This window comes from Polaromonas sp. P1_G2, assembly GCF_056405515.1.
The window spans coordinates 1-15718 of the sequence record NZ_JBFUBY010000073.1 but is presented as its reverse complement, the minus strand read 5'-3'; the positions used below and the strand labels follow the sequence as shown (position 1 = coordinate 15718).

19 protein-coding genes are annotated in these 15718 nt (G+C 64.7%); 11 read left to right on the top strand and 8 right to left on the bottom strand.

Annotation, left to right across the window (positions count from 1 at the left end):
- Together AC1D0P_RS10000 and AC1D0P_RS09995 are read right to left on the bottom strand one after the other, a co-directional pair.
- A partial coding sequence (locus tag AC1D0P_RS10000) for an MFS transporter (protein ID WP_477676586.1) occupies nucleotides 1-1113 on the bottom strand: 1113 nt, incomplete at its 3' end.
- A 94-nt stretch (nucleotides 1114-1207) separates the two neighbouring features.
- Nucleotides 1208-1663, bottom strand: a complete 456-nt coding sequence (locus AC1D0P_RS09995) for a CBS domain-containing protein (RefSeq protein WP_436157649.1) — start codon at nucleotides 1661-1663, stop codon at nucleotides 1208-1210.
- 155 nt (nucleotides 1664-1818) lie between these two features.
- Here AC1D0P_RS09995 and AC1D0P_RS09990 point away from each other — a divergent pair, with 155 nt between their 5' ends.
- Genes AC1D0P_RS09990 through AC1D0P_RS09975 form a run of 4 tightly spaced genes read left to right on the top strand, consistent with a single transcriptional unit; the run spans nucleotide 1819 to nucleotide 7394 of the window.
- Nucleotides 1819-3132 (top strand): O-acetylhomoserine aminocarboxypropyltransferase, encoded by a 1314-nt coding sequence (locus tag AC1D0P_RS09990; RefSeq protein WP_477676585.1) that lies wholly within the window; start codon nucleotides 1819-1821, stop codon nucleotides 3130-3132.
- A gap of 2 nt (nucleotides 3133-3134) precedes the next feature.
- The gene (locus AC1D0P_RS09985) at nucleotides 3135-3947 is read left to right on the top strand and encodes an alpha/beta fold hydrolase (RefSeq protein WP_477676584.1); all 813 of its coding nucleotides are present in this window, start codon (nucleotides 3135-3137) and stop codon (nucleotides 3945-3947) included.
- Nucleotides 3948-3955: 8 nt separating this feature from the next.
- Nucleotides 3956-6094, top strand: a complete 2139-nt coding sequence (locus tag AC1D0P_RS09980; RefSeq protein ID WP_477676583.1) for an acetyl-CoA hydrolase/transferase C-terminal domain-containing protein — start codon at nucleotides 3956-3958, stop codon at nucleotides 6092-6094.
- A 46-nt stretch (nucleotides 6095-6140) separates the two neighbouring features.
- A complete protein-coding gene (locus AC1D0P_RS09975; protein ID WP_477676587.1) occupies nucleotides 6141-7394 on the top strand; it encodes a cytochrome P450 in 1254 nt (417 codons plus the stop codon).
- A gap of 1 nt (nucleotide 7395) precedes the next feature.
- Here AC1D0P_RS09975 and AC1D0P_RS09970 read toward each other — a convergent pair whose 3' ends face one another.
- Nucleotides 7396-7800 carry a thioredoxin family protein gene (locus tag AC1D0P_RS09970; protein ID WP_477676582.1) on the bottom strand — a complete coding sequence of 135 codons (405 nt, stop codon included), beginning with the start codon at nucleotides 7798-7800 and terminating at the stop codon, nucleotides 7396-7398.
- 117 nt (nucleotides 7801-7917) lie between these two features.
- Between AC1D0P_RS09970 and AC1D0P_RS09965 the strand changes: the two genes are divergently transcribed.
- A complete protein-coding gene (locus tag AC1D0P_RS09965) occupies nucleotides 7918-8307 on the top strand; it encodes an Mpo1-like protein (RefSeq protein WP_477676581.1) in 390 nt (129 codons plus the stop codon).
- Between the two features lie 23 nt (nucleotides 8308-8330).
- Here AC1D0P_RS09965 and AC1D0P_RS09960 read toward each other — a convergent pair whose 3' ends face one another.
- From AC1D0P_RS09960 to AC1D0P_RS09940, 5 genes are all read right to left on the bottom strand, one after another.
- Complete coding sequence (locus AC1D0P_RS09960) at nucleotides 8331-8573, bottom strand: hypothetical protein (protein ID WP_477676580.1); 243 nt, start codon at nucleotides 8571-8573, stop codon at nucleotides 8331-8333.
- The gene (locus AC1D0P_RS09955) at nucleotides 8570-8773 is read right to left on the bottom strand and encodes a DUF3606 domain-containing protein (protein ID WP_477676579.1); all 204 of its coding nucleotides are present in this window, start codon (nucleotides 8771-8773) and stop codon (nucleotides 8570-8572) included. The genes AC1D0P_RS09960 and AC1D0P_RS09955 overlap by 4 nt, the downstream gene beginning before the upstream one ends.
- 212 nt (nucleotides 8774-8985) lie before the next feature.
- A complete protein-coding gene (locus tag AC1D0P_RS09950; protein WP_477676578.1) occupies nucleotides 8986-9138 on the bottom strand; it encodes a hypothetical protein in 153 nt (50 codons plus the stop codon).
- A 132-nt stretch (nucleotides 9139-9270) separates the two neighbouring features.
- Nucleotides 9271-9507, bottom strand: a complete 237-nt coding sequence (locus tag AC1D0P_RS09945) for a hypothetical protein (protein ID WP_477676577.1) — start codon at nucleotides 9505-9507, stop codon at nucleotides 9271-9273.
- 119 nt (nucleotides 9508-9626) lie between these two features.
- Nucleotides 9627-10841, bottom strand: coding sequence for a YihY family inner membrane protein (locus AC1D0P_RS09940; RefSeq protein ID WP_477676576.1), 1215 nt, complete (start codon nucleotides 10839-10841; stop codon nucleotides 9627-9629).
- 33 nt (nucleotides 10842-10874) lie between these two features.
- On the opposite strand from AC1D0P_RS09940, the gene AC1D0P_RS09935 reads away from it, so the two are divergent.
- The 6 genes from AC1D0P_RS09935 to xth all read left to right on the top strand — a co-directional run bounded on the left by AC1D0P_RS09935 (nucleotide 10875) and on the right by xth (nucleotide 15543).
- On the top strand, nucleotides 10875-11249 hold the full coding sequence (locus AC1D0P_RS09935; protein WP_477676575.1) for a DUF2069 domain-containing protein: 375 nt from the start codon (nucleotides 10875-10877) through the stop codon (nucleotides 11247-11249).
- Nucleotides 11250-11271: 22 nt separating this feature from the next.
- On the top strand, nucleotides 11272-12693 hold the full coding sequence (locus AC1D0P_RS09930) for an FAD-binding oxidoreductase (RefSeq protein ID WP_477676574.1): 1422 nt from the start codon (nucleotides 11272-11274) through the stop codon (nucleotides 12691-12693).
- Nucleotides 12694-12767: 74 nt separating this feature from the next.
- Nucleotides 12768-13598 (top strand): thymidylate synthase, encoded by an 831-nt coding sequence (locus tag AC1D0P_RS09925; RefSeq protein WP_477676573.1) that lies wholly within the window; start codon nucleotides 12768-12770, stop codon nucleotides 13596-13598.
- Nucleotides 13599-13601: 3 nt separating this feature from the next.
- Entirely contained in the window at nucleotides 13602-14084 is a 483-nt protein-coding gene (locus AC1D0P_RS09920) for a dihydrofolate reductase (protein WP_477676572.1), read from the top strand.
- 46 nt (nucleotides 14085-14130) lie between these two features.
- Nucleotides 14131-14724 carry a DUF4337 domain-containing protein gene (locus tag AC1D0P_RS09915; RefSeq protein ID WP_477676571.1) on the top strand — a complete coding sequence of 198 codons (594 nt, stop codon included), beginning with the start codon at nucleotides 14131-14133 and terminating at the stop codon, nucleotides 14722-14724.
- 42 nt (nucleotides 14725-14766) lie between these two features.
- The gene (xth, locus tag AC1D0P_RS09910; RefSeq protein ID WP_477676570.1) at nucleotides 14767-15543 is read left to right on the top strand and encodes an exodeoxyribonuclease III; all 777 of its coding nucleotides are present in this window, start codon (nucleotides 14767-14769) and stop codon (nucleotides 15541-15543) included.
- Nucleotides 15544-15718 lie beyond the last annotated feature (175 nt).

Here is a 15718-nt window from a genome sequence, read left to right as displayed (position 1 = left end):
CCGCCCCTCCATCACCCCGGCAAACACCCCCACCAGCATCCCCGCCAGCGGCTGCGACAAATTGTTCAGCATCACGATCACGCCGGTGGTCTTGCCTAGGTCCTTGGGCGGGATGAGCTTTTGCCGCAAGCTGCGGATGTAGACATTGAACATCTTGTCAAAACCGATCACCAGCAAAAACCCGGCGGTATAGACCCAGAAGTTGCCCGCCAGCCCCGTCAGCAGCCCACCGGCCAGCATCACGCTATAGGACACCAGGCCCAGGGTGCGCAAGGACAGCACGCTGCGTGCGATGAACAGCAGGATGATGACGGTGGCGATCGCGCCTGCCGTTTGCAGCACGGCGTAGTCGCCGGCGGAGCGCTGCAGCAGGCCGGTGACCATGGCGGCCGAGGTGGCCAGCGTGACGCCTATGACCAGGTTGACGCCGGCCGCGAGTGCGATGACTTTCTTGAGGCCGGGCAAATGCAGTACGTGAGAGAACGCGGTGCGGACGGGCGCGGTCCAGTGGCCCGGTGCAGGTTCGGGTGCGGACAGGGTGACGGTGTTTTGACGCTTCCACAAGGTCACGGCGCCGTCGGCCATGAGGAAGAACACCGCCGTCGCGCCGACCACCATGGGCCAGGGCATCCAGCGCAGCAGCAGCGAGGCCAGCAAGGGGCCCAGCACCATGCCGAGCTGGTCGGCGATCTGCGCATGAGCCAGCACTTTTTCAAAACGATGCTGGCGGAAGATCTGCGGCAGCATGACCTCGCGGGCCATCAGGCCCTGCGTCGTCAGCACGCCGCAGACGGCCGACAGCGCGATCAGCCAGCCGACGCCGCCCGCCCACTGAAAGGCGATGACCCCGGCGATGCACACCAGCGCGCGGTACAGCTGGCTGATGCGCAGCAGCTTCAGCGGTGAGATGCGGTCGCAGAGTGCGCCGCAGACCGGAAAGGCCAGGAAGCGCGGAAGGGTCTCGAGGGTGAAGGCGATGCCGGACCACGCGACGCTGCCGGTGGTTTCAAACACCACCAGGGGCACGAGGAAAAGCAGGATCTGGTCGGCCAGCCGGGAGAAAAACAGGGATGCGTAAAACAGCTGCCCGCCGGCGTCACGCTTGTCGCTCACCCCTGCTCCCCGCTGATCCCGATGCCTTGCGCACCGGCTTGTTGTTTATTGTTTCAAAATGGGCAGCCCGGCAGGATGCCGGCCGCCGGCTTCTTCAGTTGTGGTCGGCGGCGTCCTCGGCCGGCCAGTCGCGGATGTAGGCCTTGAGCATCTTGTTCTCGAAGTTCTGGCTGTCGACCACGGCCTTGGCGACGTCGTAGAGGCTGATGACGCCCATCAGCACCTTCTGGTTCATCACGGGCATATAGCGCGCGTGGCGCTCCAGCATCATGCGGCGGACCTCGTCGAGTTCGGTTTCAGAGGTGCAGGTCAGCGGGTGGTCGTCCATGGCGGTGCGCACCAGGGTGCTGCCGATCTCACCGCCATTCTTGACGATGCAGACGATGACCTCGCGAAAGGTCAGCATGCCGACCAGGTCGCCGTGCTCCATGACGACCAGCGAGCCTATGTCTTTGTCGGCCATGATCTGGGTGGCCTTGGCCAGGGGTTCGTCAGGCTGGACGGTGTAAAGCGTGTTGCCCTTAACGCGCAGTATGTCTAGAACCTTCATGGCGATCTCCTCGGTTGTGCTGCCAACATGGCCCTCATTGTCCCACTGCCGCGCGGTGGGAGGGGGAATTCAGTTTAAATATAGCCCACAATCAAACGGCTGGTTGCAACAATTTCCCCGCGTACAGCCACTTTTTTCTGACTGGAGACAAACCCATGCCCGGTTATTCCGATCCCGGATTCGACACCCTGGCGCTGCATGCGGGCGCCGCGCCCGACCCCACCACAGGCGCGCGCGCCGTACCCATCCACCTGACCACCTCCTTCGTCTTCGAATCCAGCGAGCATGCGGCCAGCCTGTTCAACCTGGAGCGCGCGGGCCACGTCTATTCGCGCATCAGCAACCCGACCAACGCGGTGCTGGAGCAGCGGGTGTCGGCGCTGGAAGGCGGCATAGGCGCGATCGCCACCGCCAGCGGCCAGGCCGCGCTGCACCTGTCCCTCGCCACGCTGATGGGCGCGGGCTCGCACATCGTGGCCTCGACGGCGCTCTACGGCGGCAGCCAGAACCTGCTGCACTACACGATGCGCCGCTTCGGAATCGACACAACTTTCGTGAAGCCGGGCGACCTGGACGGCTGGCGCGCCGCGGTCCGGCCCAATACCAAGCTGTTCTTCGGCGAGACCGTGGGCAACCCCGGGCTGGACGTGCTGGACCTCCCGGCGGTGGCGGCCCTGGCCCATGAGGCGGGTGTGCCGCTGCTGGTGGATTCCACCCTGACCTCGCCCTGGCTGATCAAGCCCTTTGAGCACGGCGCCGACCTGGTCTACCACTCGGCCACCAAGTTCCTGAGCGGGCACGGCACCGTCATCGGCGGCATCGTGGTCGATGGCGGCAGCTTCGACTGGGAAAAATCCGGCAAATTCGCCGAACTGACCGAAGCCTACGACGGTTTCCACAACATGGTGTTCAGCGAGGAAAGCACGGTGGGCGCCTTTTTGCTGCGCGCGCGGCGCGAGGGCCTGCGCGACTTCGGCGCCTGCATGAGCCCGCACACGGCCTGGCTGATCCTGCAGGGCATAGAAACCCTGCCGCTGCGCATGGCGCGGCACATGGGCAATACCGAAAAAGTCGTGCAATTCCTGGCCAGCCATCCGCTGGTCTCGCGCGTGGGCCACCCCATGCTCGAATCCCATTCCAGCCACGCGCTCGCGAAAAAGCTGCTGCCGCGCGGCGCGGGTTCGGTGTTTAGTTTCGACATCAAGGGCAACCGCGAGCAGGGCAAGGCTTTCATCGAAGCGCTCAAGGTCTTCAGCCACCTGGCCAATGTCGGCGACTGCCGCAGCCTGGTCATCCACCCGGCCAGCACCACCCACTTCCGCATGACGGACGAGGCGCTGGCGGCCGGCGGCATCACGCAGGGCACGATACGCCTGTCCATCGGCCTGGAAGACCCGGACGACCTGGTGGACGACCTCAAGCGCGCCCTCAAGGCGGCTGAAAAAGCGGCCGTGAAAGCGGGGGCCTGAACATGTACCTCGACGTCAACGGCCACAAAACCTATTGCTACACCGGCGGCAAGCCTTTTGACACCGCCAAACCCACGGTGGTATTTATCCACGGCGTGCTGAACGACCACAGCGTGTGGATTTTCCAGACACGCTACCTGGCCAACCACGGCTGGAACGTGCTGGCGGTCGACCTGCCCGGGCATTGCAAAAGCGCAGGCGAAGCACCGTCTTCGGTGGAAGAAGCCGCAGACTTTGTCGCGGCACTGCTGGACGCCGCCGGCGTGCGGCGCACCGCCCTGGTCGGCCATAGCTGGGGCTCGCTGATCGCACTGGAAGCGGCTTCGCGGCTCAAAGAGCGAGTGAGCCATCTGGTGCTGGTGGGCACGGCTTTTCCCATGAAGGTCTCGCAGACTTTGCTCGATGCCGCACTCAACGAGCCGATGAAGGCGCTGAACATGGTCAATGTGTTTTCACGCAGCACCCTGGCGCCGCCGCTGGGCGCCGGCAGCTGGGTGCATGGCGCCAGCATGGCGCTGGGCCGGCGCGTGCTGGCCAGCAATACAAAAGCCAATGTGTTCCACCGCGGCTTCAAGGCCTGCGACAGCTATGCCAACGGCGAGGCCGCCATGGCCCAGCTCAGCTGCCCGGTGCTATTCGTGCTGGGCGCGCAGGACCAGATGACGACGCCGAAGGCCGCGCAGGCCCTGGTCGACAAGGCCAGGGACAGTGGCAAAAGGGTCAGCGTCGCCAGCCTGCCGGTGGGCCACCACCAGATGAGCGAGACGCCGGAGGCCACGCTGTTCGCGATCCGCGATTTCCTTCAGTCCATTTGACACGCCGCATGGCCGCACCCCTCGTCATCCCCACGCTCGCACAGGCGGTGGAACATGTGCTGGCCACGGTGGAGGGCGACATCGTGCTCGGCCTGCCGCTGGGCATCGGCAAGCCCAACCCCTTCGTGAACCTGCTCTACCGCCGCATCAAGGCCCTGGGCGGCGACGCGAAGCCCCGGCGCCTGAAGATCATCACCGCGCTGTCGCTGGAAAAGCCGGAAGGCGCCAGCGAGCTGGAGCAGCACTTCCTGGCTCCGCTGGTGGAGCGCGTGTTCAAGGACTACCCCGACCTCGACTACGTCAAGGACCTGCGTGCCGGCACGCTGCCGCCGCACATCGACGTCAGCGAGTTCTTCTTCAAGACCGGCGACTATCTCGGCAACGAGCGCGCGCAACAGGCCTATATCTCGACCAACTACACCTTTGTGGCGCGCGACATGGGCGTGCTCGGCGTGAACCTGATCGCGCAGGCGGTGGCAGCCCGTGACACCGCAGATGGCACCGAGCTTTCGCTATCCAGCAACCCCGACGTGACGTTTGAGCTGGCACAGCGCCAGGCCGAAAGCGGCCGGCCCTTGCTGAAGGTGGGCGTGGTCAACCGGCAACTGCCCTTCATGCCCGGGCCGGCAATCACGCCGCCCGGTTTTTTTGACGTGGTGGTGACTGACACTGCCGCCACGCACACCTTGTTCGCGCCGCCCAATGGCAAGGCCGGCACGGCTGACTACGCCATCGGCCTGCACGCGGCCAGCCTGGTGGCGGACGGCGGCACGCTGCAGATCGGCATTGGCGCGCTGGGCGACGCGATCGCGCAAGCCCTGATCGTGCGCGAGCGCGCCAACGCCGACTACCGCCGCATCATGGCCGCCCTCTGCCCCGGCGGCCTGGACGGCCGCGAACTGGGCGGCTTTGCGCAAGGCCTCTACGGCTGCTCGGAAATGTTCGTCAACGGCTTTCTGCAGCTCATGCAGGCCGGCATCCTGCGCCGCGAGGTGTTTGACGACGAGGCCGTGCAGCGCCTGGTCAACGAGGGCCGGATCCCCGGCCTGGCCGTGACGCCGGATACCCTGGCTGCGCTGCTGGAGGCCGGTCGCATCCGGCCCGCGCTGGATGGGCAGGACCTGGCCTTCCTGCAGGTGCTGGGCGTGCTCACGGCCGAGGTCAGCCTCAGGGCAGACGGCGACCTGGATGTCCAGGGCCGGCGCATCGCCAACCGTCTGGACGAGGCCGCGGTGCGCACGGCGCTGCGCGACGCGGGCGGACTGGGCCGGCGCCTGGCCGGTGGCGTGGTGCTGCACGGCGGCTTCTTCCTGGGCCCGACCGATTTTTACGAAGGGCTGCGCAACATGCCACCCGAGGCGCTGGCCCGCATCGCCATGACGCGCATCGATTTCATCAACCAGCTCTACGGCCGCAGCGCGCTCAAGGCGGCGCAGCGCCGCAAGGCCCGTTTCATGAACACCACCATGATGGTCACGCTGCTGGGCGCTGCCGTGTCCGACGGGCTGGAGTCGGGCCAGGTCGTCTCCGGCGTGGGCGGGCAGTACAACTTTGTGGCCATGGCGCATGCGCTGCCCGACGCACGCTCCATCCTGATGCTGCGCGCCAGCTACGAGCACAAGGACGGCCTTCGCAGCACGCTGGTCTGGAACTACGGCCATGGCACCATCCCGCGCCACCTGCGCGACGTGGTGATCACCGAATACGGCGTGGCCGACCTGCGGGCCCAGCCCGACGGTGAAGTCGTCAAACGGCTGGTCGCAATTGCCGATTCGCGTTTCCAGGGCGCGCTGGTGGCGCAGGCCAAGGCCGCCGGCAAGCTGGACGCGAACTATGAAGTGCCGGAACAGCACCGCCAGAACCTGCCTGAGGTGCTGCACGCCCGCCTGTTGCCCTGGCGGCAATCAGGCCTGCTGCCCGACTTTCCCTTCGGCACCGACCTGACCGAAGGCGAGATCGAGATGGTGACCGCGCTGCGGAAAATGCAGCAGGCCACGCGGCATCCCGTGGAACTGGTCGCCATGGTGCTCAAGAGCCTGGCCGGCACGCGCGAGGCGCCGCCGGCCTACCTGCAGCGGCTGGGTCTGGACGACGCCACCAGCTTCAAGAAAATGTTTTTGCGCAAGCTGTTCGCCGGCAATCTTTGAGGGGAGCACCGTGACCGCCACGCCACCCTTCATCGCCACACCGCCGATGGCCGAAGCCCGTGCGCGCGAAGTCGCGGCGGCACTGGACCTGCGCGCCCTGCCCCCGGATTTTTACGCCAACCCCTATCCGGTGTATGCCGCGCTGCGCGAGATCGAGCCGGTCAGGCGCATGCCCGACGGCTCTTTTCTTCTGACACGCCACGCCGACCTGGTGGCGGTTTACCGCGACGCACAGACTTTCAGCTCCGACAAAAAAGTGGAGTTCGAACCCAAGTACGGCGCGGCCTCCGCGCTCTTCGAGCACCACACCACCAGCTTGGTGTTCAACGACCCGCCGCTGCACACGCGCGTGCGCAAGCTCATCATGGGCGCGCTGACACGGCGCGCGATTGCAGACATGGAGCCCGGCCTTGTGACGCTGGTCGACGGCTTGCTGGATGCGATCGAGGCCAGGGGCGGCGGCGACCTGGTGGAAGATTTCGCTTCGGCCATCCCGGTCGAGATCATCGGCAACCTGCTGGGCATGCCGCATGCGGACCGCGCGCCGCTGCGCGGCTGGTCGCTGGCGATACTGGGCGCGCTGGAACCCAGATTGACACCGGAGCAGGAGGCCCTGGGCAACCAGAGCGTGCGCGAGTTCACGGCCTACCTCAGAAACTTGGTGGCGGATCGCCGCCAGCACCCGGGCGACCCGGAGCATGACGTGCTGACACGGCTGATCGGCAGCGAGGGAACGGGTGAGCAGCTCAGCGAAACCGAGTTGCTGCAGAACTGCGTGTTCATCCTCAACGCCGGCCATGAAACCACCACCAACCTGATCGGCAATGCACTGGTGGCGCTGCAGGAACGGCCGGCGGCGCTGGCCGGCCTGCTGTCGGGCATGAGAGGACTGGACGTACAGGGACTCGAGACCTTGCTGGCGCCGGCCGTCGATGAGTTCCTGCGCTTTGAGTCGTCCAACCAGCTCAGCAATCGGCGCGCGCTGGTGGATGCCGAGATAGGCGGCGTGAACCTGCCCGCAGGCAGCCTGCTGACGCTGTGCATAGGCGCGGCCAACCGCGACCCGGCGCAGTTTGAACGGCCCGACGAGCTGGACCTGGCGCGCCGGGACAATCGCCACCTGGCCTTTGGTTTCGGCATCCACCAATGCGCCGGGCTCAGCCTGGCGCGGCTCGAAGGCCGCATCGCCATTGGCCGCTTTCTCCAGCGCTTCCCGGGCTATCGCTTGACCAGCAATCCCACGCGCGGTGGCCGTGCGCGCTTCAGGGGCTTCCTGAAGGCGCCGTTTTCCATCGCCTAGTTCAGCGGGCGCTGATCCAATGCTGCGGCGCCGCCGCCAGCGCCTGCAGCAAGGCCCGGGTTGAAGGAAGGTGGGGCGTGGCGGGCTGGCCCGGTTGCGCCAGCGAATCGAGCAGGCGCGACAGGGTCTGCGCATGCGGCAGCAAGGGCCCGAGGAAACGCGTGCCGCCCGCATCGGCGACCAGCAGCGTGGGAAAGGTTTCCACTTCGATGTCGCCGACCAGTTCGGCCTGGTCCTCAATGTCCAGCCAGGYAAAGCGGCTGCCGGGGTAGCGCCCCGCCATGTCCGCAAAGAGTTCGCCGTAGTCGCGGCACAGGCCGCACCAGTCGGCGCACAGGCAGATGACCCAGTGGACCGGAGAATCCGGGCCGGGCGATGCTGCTGGCGGCGTTGGAAGAAGAGACATGCAGGAAAACGCCGCCTGAAGCGGGAGACACAAGGGATTGACTATTATGGCGACGCCCGCAAAATGGTGAGCGACACGGGGCTATCACGACGGTAGCCCGGCGCAGGAGACACACCAATGGACACCACGACCACGCACGGCGAGTCGGCGCAAGCCGGCCTGCCCACCCAACCCGTAAGCCCGCCTGTAGATCCGCGGAGCTTCGACTCCTTCGCGAGCTTCTATCCCTTCTATCTCAACGAGCACCGCAACCCGACCTGCCGCCGCCTGCACTTCGTCGGCTCCAGCCTCACGCTGCTGTGCCTGGCGGCCCTGGTCGCCACGCGCAACCCGTGGTGGCTACTGGCCGGCCTGCTGTGCGGTTATGGCTTTGCCTGGATAGGCCACTTCGGGTTTGAAAAGAACAAACCCGCGTCCTTCAAACGGCCGCTTTACAGCTTCATGGGCGACTGGGTGATGTACCGGGATATGTGGGTGCAGGCCTTAAAGCGCCTTAAAGGCAACTGACAGGCCTGACCTCAAGCGCGGGGCTAATGCGGGCCCTGCGGCTGGAAAGTGCTGGCTTTGAGCGCCTTCAGGCAGGCGGCGCCGGCATGCAAGGCGGCTTCGTGTGTCGGATAGGGATGGTCGGAACCTTCGATGCGGACATCGGCGCCGCGCTCATCGGTGGACAACTGCGTGACCACCCAATAAAACAAGCCGACCGATGGCTCTTTGACGCGGACCGCGAGCGGCCCGGGCGGCAGGGGCAGCGTGGGAGGCATGGCGCTCATAACACCCTCCCGAGTTCATTGCTCACGTCCTTGGCTGCGGGGCCGACTTCAGCCACGGCCACGCGCAATTCGAGTTCACTGCAGGCCAGCGCGGCGACCCAGTAGTTCAGGGAGGCTTGCTGGGTGATATCGATGCGCTGGTTCCTCAGGGCATTCATAGCCGCGTCGGCAGGCGTAGGCGTATAAGCAGGTGATGTCACGGTTTCTCCATGGGTTGGTCAGGGATACCGAGCATCTTGGCCCGGACCGCACGCGAGCCTTGTAAGAATCCGGCCCGCGAATTTGAAGTCACGCCCGAACAAAAGCAACGAAACGTGCCTGGAGTGACAGGGGCTTAACAACCTTGACAAAAGGTTGACGCTTTTAGAACCTGAGCTTATGAGCTTCTGCGTCAACCAAGGTATGCGGGCCGCTAAGCCTGTTTTTGCGCCGCACGTTTGCGCGCCACCGGCTTGCCGCTTGGCGCGGCCGTCGGGCGGGACGCCGCGTGTTTTTCGGTGTAGCTTTTATAGAGCTTGGCTGCCAGGCCGGAAGTGATGGCAAATACCAGCAATTTTTTCAGCATGAGAAATCTCCGTTGAGTGACAGAACCAGGCCGGCTACCAGCCTGTCTCACATCGTAGGAATTTCACCGCAGCACTGAGGTGCGCTTATGCCGTAAACCGGTGTGCGGCCAGTCCGACTGGCCGCAGCAGCCTCAGGCGCCGGGCTCGCCGTCCACGCGGATGCCGAGCTGCTTGATCTTGACGCGCTGCTCCACGGCGAGGCTCCATTGCTCGAAGTCTTCATTGGTGGGCGCCGGRCCGCTACCGGTCTGGTAGGCCCACATCTTGGCCGTCAGCTCGTCGTAGATCTGCTTGGCATCGCGCTGCTGCTGGCGCTCCTCGGCGATGGCGCCGTCAAGCTTTTCCCGGGCATTGGTTTTTGCTGGCATCTTCTGTGGTGCGTGGAAAAACAGGGGTTTTTATTTTGTTACAAGGCGCCGTCGCCAACAAGTATTCCCCGTCATTCCGTCGGTTTTTTCCGGGCGCGGCTTGCGTCCGGAACAAATTCTTATAACGCGTCGCGCAGCCGCAGGTCGGGCCAGCGGGCTTTTTCCCACAGGCCCTGCACCGCCTCGGCCTTGTCAAGCAGCAATTGCCGCATCAGCGGTTCCAGCGCCGTGGCGTCGGGGTCGGCCAGCAGCAGGAAGCGGGCCTCTTCCTCGCCTTCCGCTTCGTTGAGCTGGCCCACCCAGTCCAGCGCCACCAGGGTTTCCAGCACCGGCTCCAGCTGAAGCCCATCCACCTGCAACCGTTCGGACAGCTGAGAGGCGCTCAGGCCTCTTCGCGGGGTGGCCAGCGCCTGGTACAGCTGTTGCAGCGTTTCGATGGCAAGCTGGAAGTACCAGCCGTGCGCACTGCCGCGACGCGCCACACCGGCGAGCAGGCTGGGCAGGTAGGCCGCGATCACCGCGCCCATGAGCACGATGACCCAGGAGACGTAAATCCACACCAGCAGGATCGGCAAGGTGGCGAAAGCGCCGTAGACCAGCGAATAGGTGGGCACGGCGCCCAGGTAAAGGCTGAGCACCCGCTTGGCGACTTCGATGCCGGCGGCGACGAAGAGCCCTCCTACCCAGGCATGCGCCCACTTCACATAAGTGTTGGGTACGTAGCGGTACATCGCCGCCATGCCGCCGGCTACCAGGAAGAACTGCAGGATGCTGAGCAGGAAGCGCAGGCTCACCGGCAAGGCACCCACCAGGCCGCCCGAGGCCGACAGCACGTAGGAGGTCACCGCCAGGCTGGCCGCCAGCAGCAGCGGCCCCAGGGTAATGGCGGCCCAATAAATCAGCACGCGCTGGGTGAGCGGCCTTGCCTTCTTGACGCGCCAGATGCCGTTAAGGGTACGGTCTATGGTGAGGATCAGCGCGATGGCCGTGACCAGCAGCACGGCCAGGCCGGCGATGCCCAGCTTGTTGGCCTGGCGGCTGAACTGGGTTAGGTAGCCCAGCACCTGGCGCGCGATGTTGTCGGGAATCAGGCTCTGCACCAGCCAGGCCTGCAGCGCGCCCTGCAGCTTCGAAAACATCGGGAAGGCCGTGAAAATCGCCAGCGCCACGGTGAAAAAAGGCACCAGCGCGATCGAGGTGGTGAAGGTCAGGCTGCTGGCCGTCAGGCCCATGTGGTCTTCGCGGAAACGGTCGCGCAGGGTCAGCGCCGTGCCGCGCCACGGAAAACGCGACAGGTTGGCCAGGAGGTCCTGCAGGGATTGCTGGAATTTCATCCCCGGTATCATGCCATTGAGATTCTTACGAACATGAACAAAACAACACAAATCGACTTCACCCGCCGCCTGGCGCTGGCCAGCCTGCTGGGCCTCATCGTGCTGGGCCTGGTCTGGGAAATGTGGCTGGCGCCGATACGGCCGGGCGGCTCGCTGCTGGCGCTCAAGGTGCTGCCGCTGTGCATTCCCCTGGCCGGCATCCTGAAAAACCGCATGTACACCTACCGCTGGGTGAGTTTGCTGGTGTGGCTGTATTTCACCGAAGGGGCGGTGCGGGCCTGGAGCGACCGCGCGCCCGGCAACTACCTGGCGTTCATCGAGGTGCTGCTGTGCCTCACGCTGTTCGCCGCTTGCGCGCTTCATGTGCGCGTACGGCTGAAAAACGCCCCGACCCCATCAATCCCCTAACCCTAACCCGAGCCCGAACATCGTGAGCACGCACAACCCCCTGATCGAATCCCTGCGCCAGATCGTCGGCGCATCCAACGTCCTGACCGACGGCGACCTGACGCCCTGGGTGCAGGACTGGCGCAAGCGCGAAACCGGCAAGGCCATGGCCGTAGTGCGTCCGGGCTCGACGCCGGAAGTCGCGGCCGTGGTGAAAGCCTGCGCCGCGGCGCGCGTGAGCATCGTGCCGCAAGGCGGCAATACCGGCATGGTGGTCGGGTCGACACCCGACGACAGCGGCACGCAGGTGGTGCTGAGCCTGACGCGCATGAACAAGGTGCGCACGCTGGATGCCGGCAACCTGACCATCACGGTCGATGCCGGCTGCGTGCTGCAAAACCTTCAGGAAACCTGCGAAAAAGCCGGTTWCCTGTTTCCCCTGAGCCTGGCCTCGGAGGGAAGTTGCACCATAGGCGGCAACCTCGGGACGAACGCCGGGGGCACCCAGGTCGTGCGCTACGGCAACACGCGCGACCTCTGCCTGGGGCTGGAAGTCGTGAACGCGCAGGGTGAAATCTGGGACGGCCTCATGGGCTTGCGCAAGGACAACACCGGCTACGACCTGCGCCACCTGTTCATCGGCAGCGAAGGCACGCTGGGCGTGATCACCGGCGCCATCATGAAGCTGTATCCCATGCCGAAGTCCCAGCTCACGGCATTTGCCGCCGTGCCCTCGCTCGAAGCCGCCGTGAAATTGCTGGGCCTGGCGCACCAGCACCTGGGCTCCGGCCTGACCGGTTTCGAAGTCATGGGCCAGTTCGCGCTGGGCCTCGTGGCCAAACATTTCCCGCAACAGCGGGTGCCGTTCTGGCAGGAGCACGCCTGGTGCGTGGTGCTGGAGAACTCGGACAACGAATCGGAAGCCCATGCGCGTGAATGCTTCGAGCGCCTGCTCGAGGCCGCTATGGAAGCGGGCTGCGTTCTAGACGCCGTGGTCGCCGAGAGCATGGCGCAGGCGCACGCACTGTGGCACATCCGCGAAAGCATCCCGATGGCGCAGGCCGAAGAGGGCCTGAACATCAAGCACGACATCTCCATCAACGTGTCACGCATCCCCGAGTTCGTGGCCGAAACCAATGCATTGCTGCTCGAGCGGTTTCCCGGCGCGCGCATGGTCGTTTACGGCCATCTGGGCGACGGCAACCTGCATTACAACGTGCAGGCGCCGGAGAACGAAGACCAGGCACGTTTCCTCAATGAAATGGAAGTGCCCATGAATGCCCAGGTCTACGAAGCGGTGGACCGCTACCGGGGATCGATCTCCGCCGAGCATGGCGTCGGAAGCCTCAAGGTCGACACCCTGCCCAAGCACAAATCACCCGTGGCACTGGACATGATGCGCGCCATCAAACAGGGCCTGGATCCGTTGAACCTGATGAACCCGGGTCGGGTGCTGAAGGCATAATTAAACCCTTGCCGATCCACCGCCCTCCGGGCCCGGCAAAACCCCCTTCTTGACCCCCTGCCGACTGGTTTTAAATGACCCGCCCCATCCGCTCCCAATACGAAGATTTCATGCGCCATGTGGACAGCCACGGCGCCTTCAAGGCCGACCGCACGGGCACCGGCACCAAAAGCGTGTTCGGCTACCAGATGCGCTTCGACCTGAACGAAGGCTTTCCGCTGGTGACCACCAAGAAGGTCCACCTGAAATCCATCGTCCATGAGCTGCTGTGGTTTCTGCAGGGCTCGAGCGACAACAACTGGCTCAAGGAGCGCGGCGTCAGCATCTGGGACGAATGGGCGCGGCCCGACGGCGACCTGGGCCCGGTCTATGGCGTGCAGTGGCGCAGCTGGCCCACGCCCGACGGCGGCCACATCGACCAGATCAGCGAAGTCATCAAGACGCTCAAGACCAACCCGGATTCGCGCCGCATCATCGTGAGTGCCTGGAATGTCGCCGACCTCTCGAAGATGGCGCTCATGCCCTGCCATGCGTTCTTCCAGTTCTACGTGGCGCCGTCCGAGGTGCAGGGCCAGCCCGGCAAGCTGAGCTGCCAGCTCTACCAGCGCAGCGCCGACATCTTCCTGGGCGTGCCCTTTAACATCGCGAGCTACGCCTTGCTCACCCACATGGTGGCGCAGCAATGCGGCCTGGGCGTGGGCGACTTCATCTGGACCGGCGGCGACTGCCATATCTACAGCAACCACCACGAGCAGGTCGCGCTGCAATTGAGCCGCCAGCCCCTCCCCTACCCCACGCTGCAGATCAAGCGCAAACCAGAGTCGATCTTTGACTACCAGTTTGAAGACTTCGAGTTCCTGGACTATCAGCACCACGAGGCCATCAAGGCGCCTGTGGCGGTATAGCTCATGCGTATCAATATGATCTTCGCCCGCGCCGCCAACGGCGTGATAGGCCGCGACAACACCATCCCCTGGCGCCTGCCGGAAGACATGGCGCGCCTCAAGCGCCTGACCACCGGCTGGCCGGTCATCATGGGCCGCAAGACCTGGGATTCATTGCCGGTGAAATTCCGGCCGCTGCCGGGTCGCGCCAATATCGTCATCACGCGGCAGCCTGACTGGAAAGACACCGGTGCCACGACGGCCGCGGGCCTGGCCGACGCGTTGGCGCTGTGTGCCTCGTCGGCCGAAGTGTGGATCCTGGGAGGCGCGCAAATCTACGCGCAGGCGATGCCGCTGGCCCACCGCATCGAAGTCACCGAGATTGCCGAAAATATTGAAGGCGACGCCTTCGCGCCGGCGCTGGGCCCCGAATGGCGGCAGGCCGCGCGCGAAGACCACGTATCGGCGACCGGTATGAAGTTCAGCTTCATCACCTACCAAAAATAGACCATCCACAACCCACAACCACAACAACACTTGAGAGGGAATTGATATGTCAGGAGGCGGATTTCACGTACACGGGCCCCACGACCATGAGCTCGAGCATGCCGCGCAAGGCGGCCATGGCGGCCACGAAAGCGGCGGCGGCATGATTGCGCAGATCGCGGTGATCACGGCCATCATCGCAACCATAGGCGCGATTTTTGCCTACATGGGCGGTGCCACGCAGGCCAATGCGGGACTCTACAAAAACAACGCGGCGATCAAGAAAACGGAAGCGTCCAACCAGTGGAATTACTTCCAGTCGAAAAGCACCAAGCAGTCGCTGGCCGAACTGGCCCGTGATCTGGCGCCCGAAGACAAAAAGGCCGGCTACCAGGGCAAGGTGGACCGCTACGAAAAGGAAAAGAACGAGATCAAGGTGGCGGCCGAGAAGCTGGAGGCTGAATCCACGGTCTGGGATAAATCCTCGGACGAACAGATCCACCAGCACCACCGCTGGGCCCAGGCCACCACCGTGCTGCAAGTGGCGATCGCCCTGGCGGCTATCGCACTGCTGACACGCAAGAAATGGCTGGAATACGGCATGTTCGCCGTGGCCGGCGTGGGCCTGGTGGTGGGTGCACTCGCCGCGCTGCACATTTGACCGCTGTTGAACCCGTCTTTTCCGGGGCTGGAGCATGAGACCATGAAGATTACGACCTGGAACGTCAACTCGCTGACCGCGCGGCTGGCCCATGTGCTGGAGTGGCTGGCCGCCAACCCGGTCGACGTGCTGTGCCTGCAAGAGCTCAAGATGACGGACGACAAGTTTCCGCTGGAGGCGCTCAAGGCGGTGGGATATGAAGCCGCCGCCTTCGGCCAGAAGACCTATAACGGCGTGGCCATCCTGTCGCGCACGCCCGTGCGCGAGGTGGTGAAAAACATCGTGGGTTTTGAAGACGAGCATTCGCGAGTGATCGCCGCCACGGTGGACGGCCCCGCGGGGCCCGTGCGCGTGATGAACGGCTACTTCGTCAACGGGCAGGAACCCGGCAGCGAAAAGTTCGCCTACAAGATGCGGTGGCTGGACGGCCTGCAGGCTTATGTGCGCGCCGAAATGGCGGCCCACCCGCAGCTGGTGCTGCTGGGCGATTTCAACATCACGCCGGAAGACCAGGACTCCTACGATCCTGAAGGCCTGCGCGACACCATCCACCACACCAGGGAAGAGCGCGAGCATTTCCGCCGGTTGCTGGCACTGGGGCTAACCGACAGCTTCCGCATGTTCGAGCAGTTGCCCAAAAGCTATTCATGGTGGGACTACCGCATGCTGGGCTACCAGAAGAACCGGGGCCTGCGCATAGACCACATCCTGGTCAGCGAGGCCCTCAAGCCGCAGGTCAAAGGCTGCACCATAGACCGCGTGCCGCGCAAATGGGAAAAGCCCAGCGACCATGCGCCGGTAACCGTGGAACTCGGCTAAAAACCTCAAGCGGCGAATCCCCGGCGGTCCTTCTTCCACCAGCCAGGGCCGCGGGACTGGCTTTGCCAGACCGCAGGCGCAGCGGCCCCCTCGGGGGGCAGGGAGCTACACGAAGTGAGCGACCGTGGGGGCCACATTCACTCCAGGTGGAGCTCCTGGATCTTCCGCGTGATGG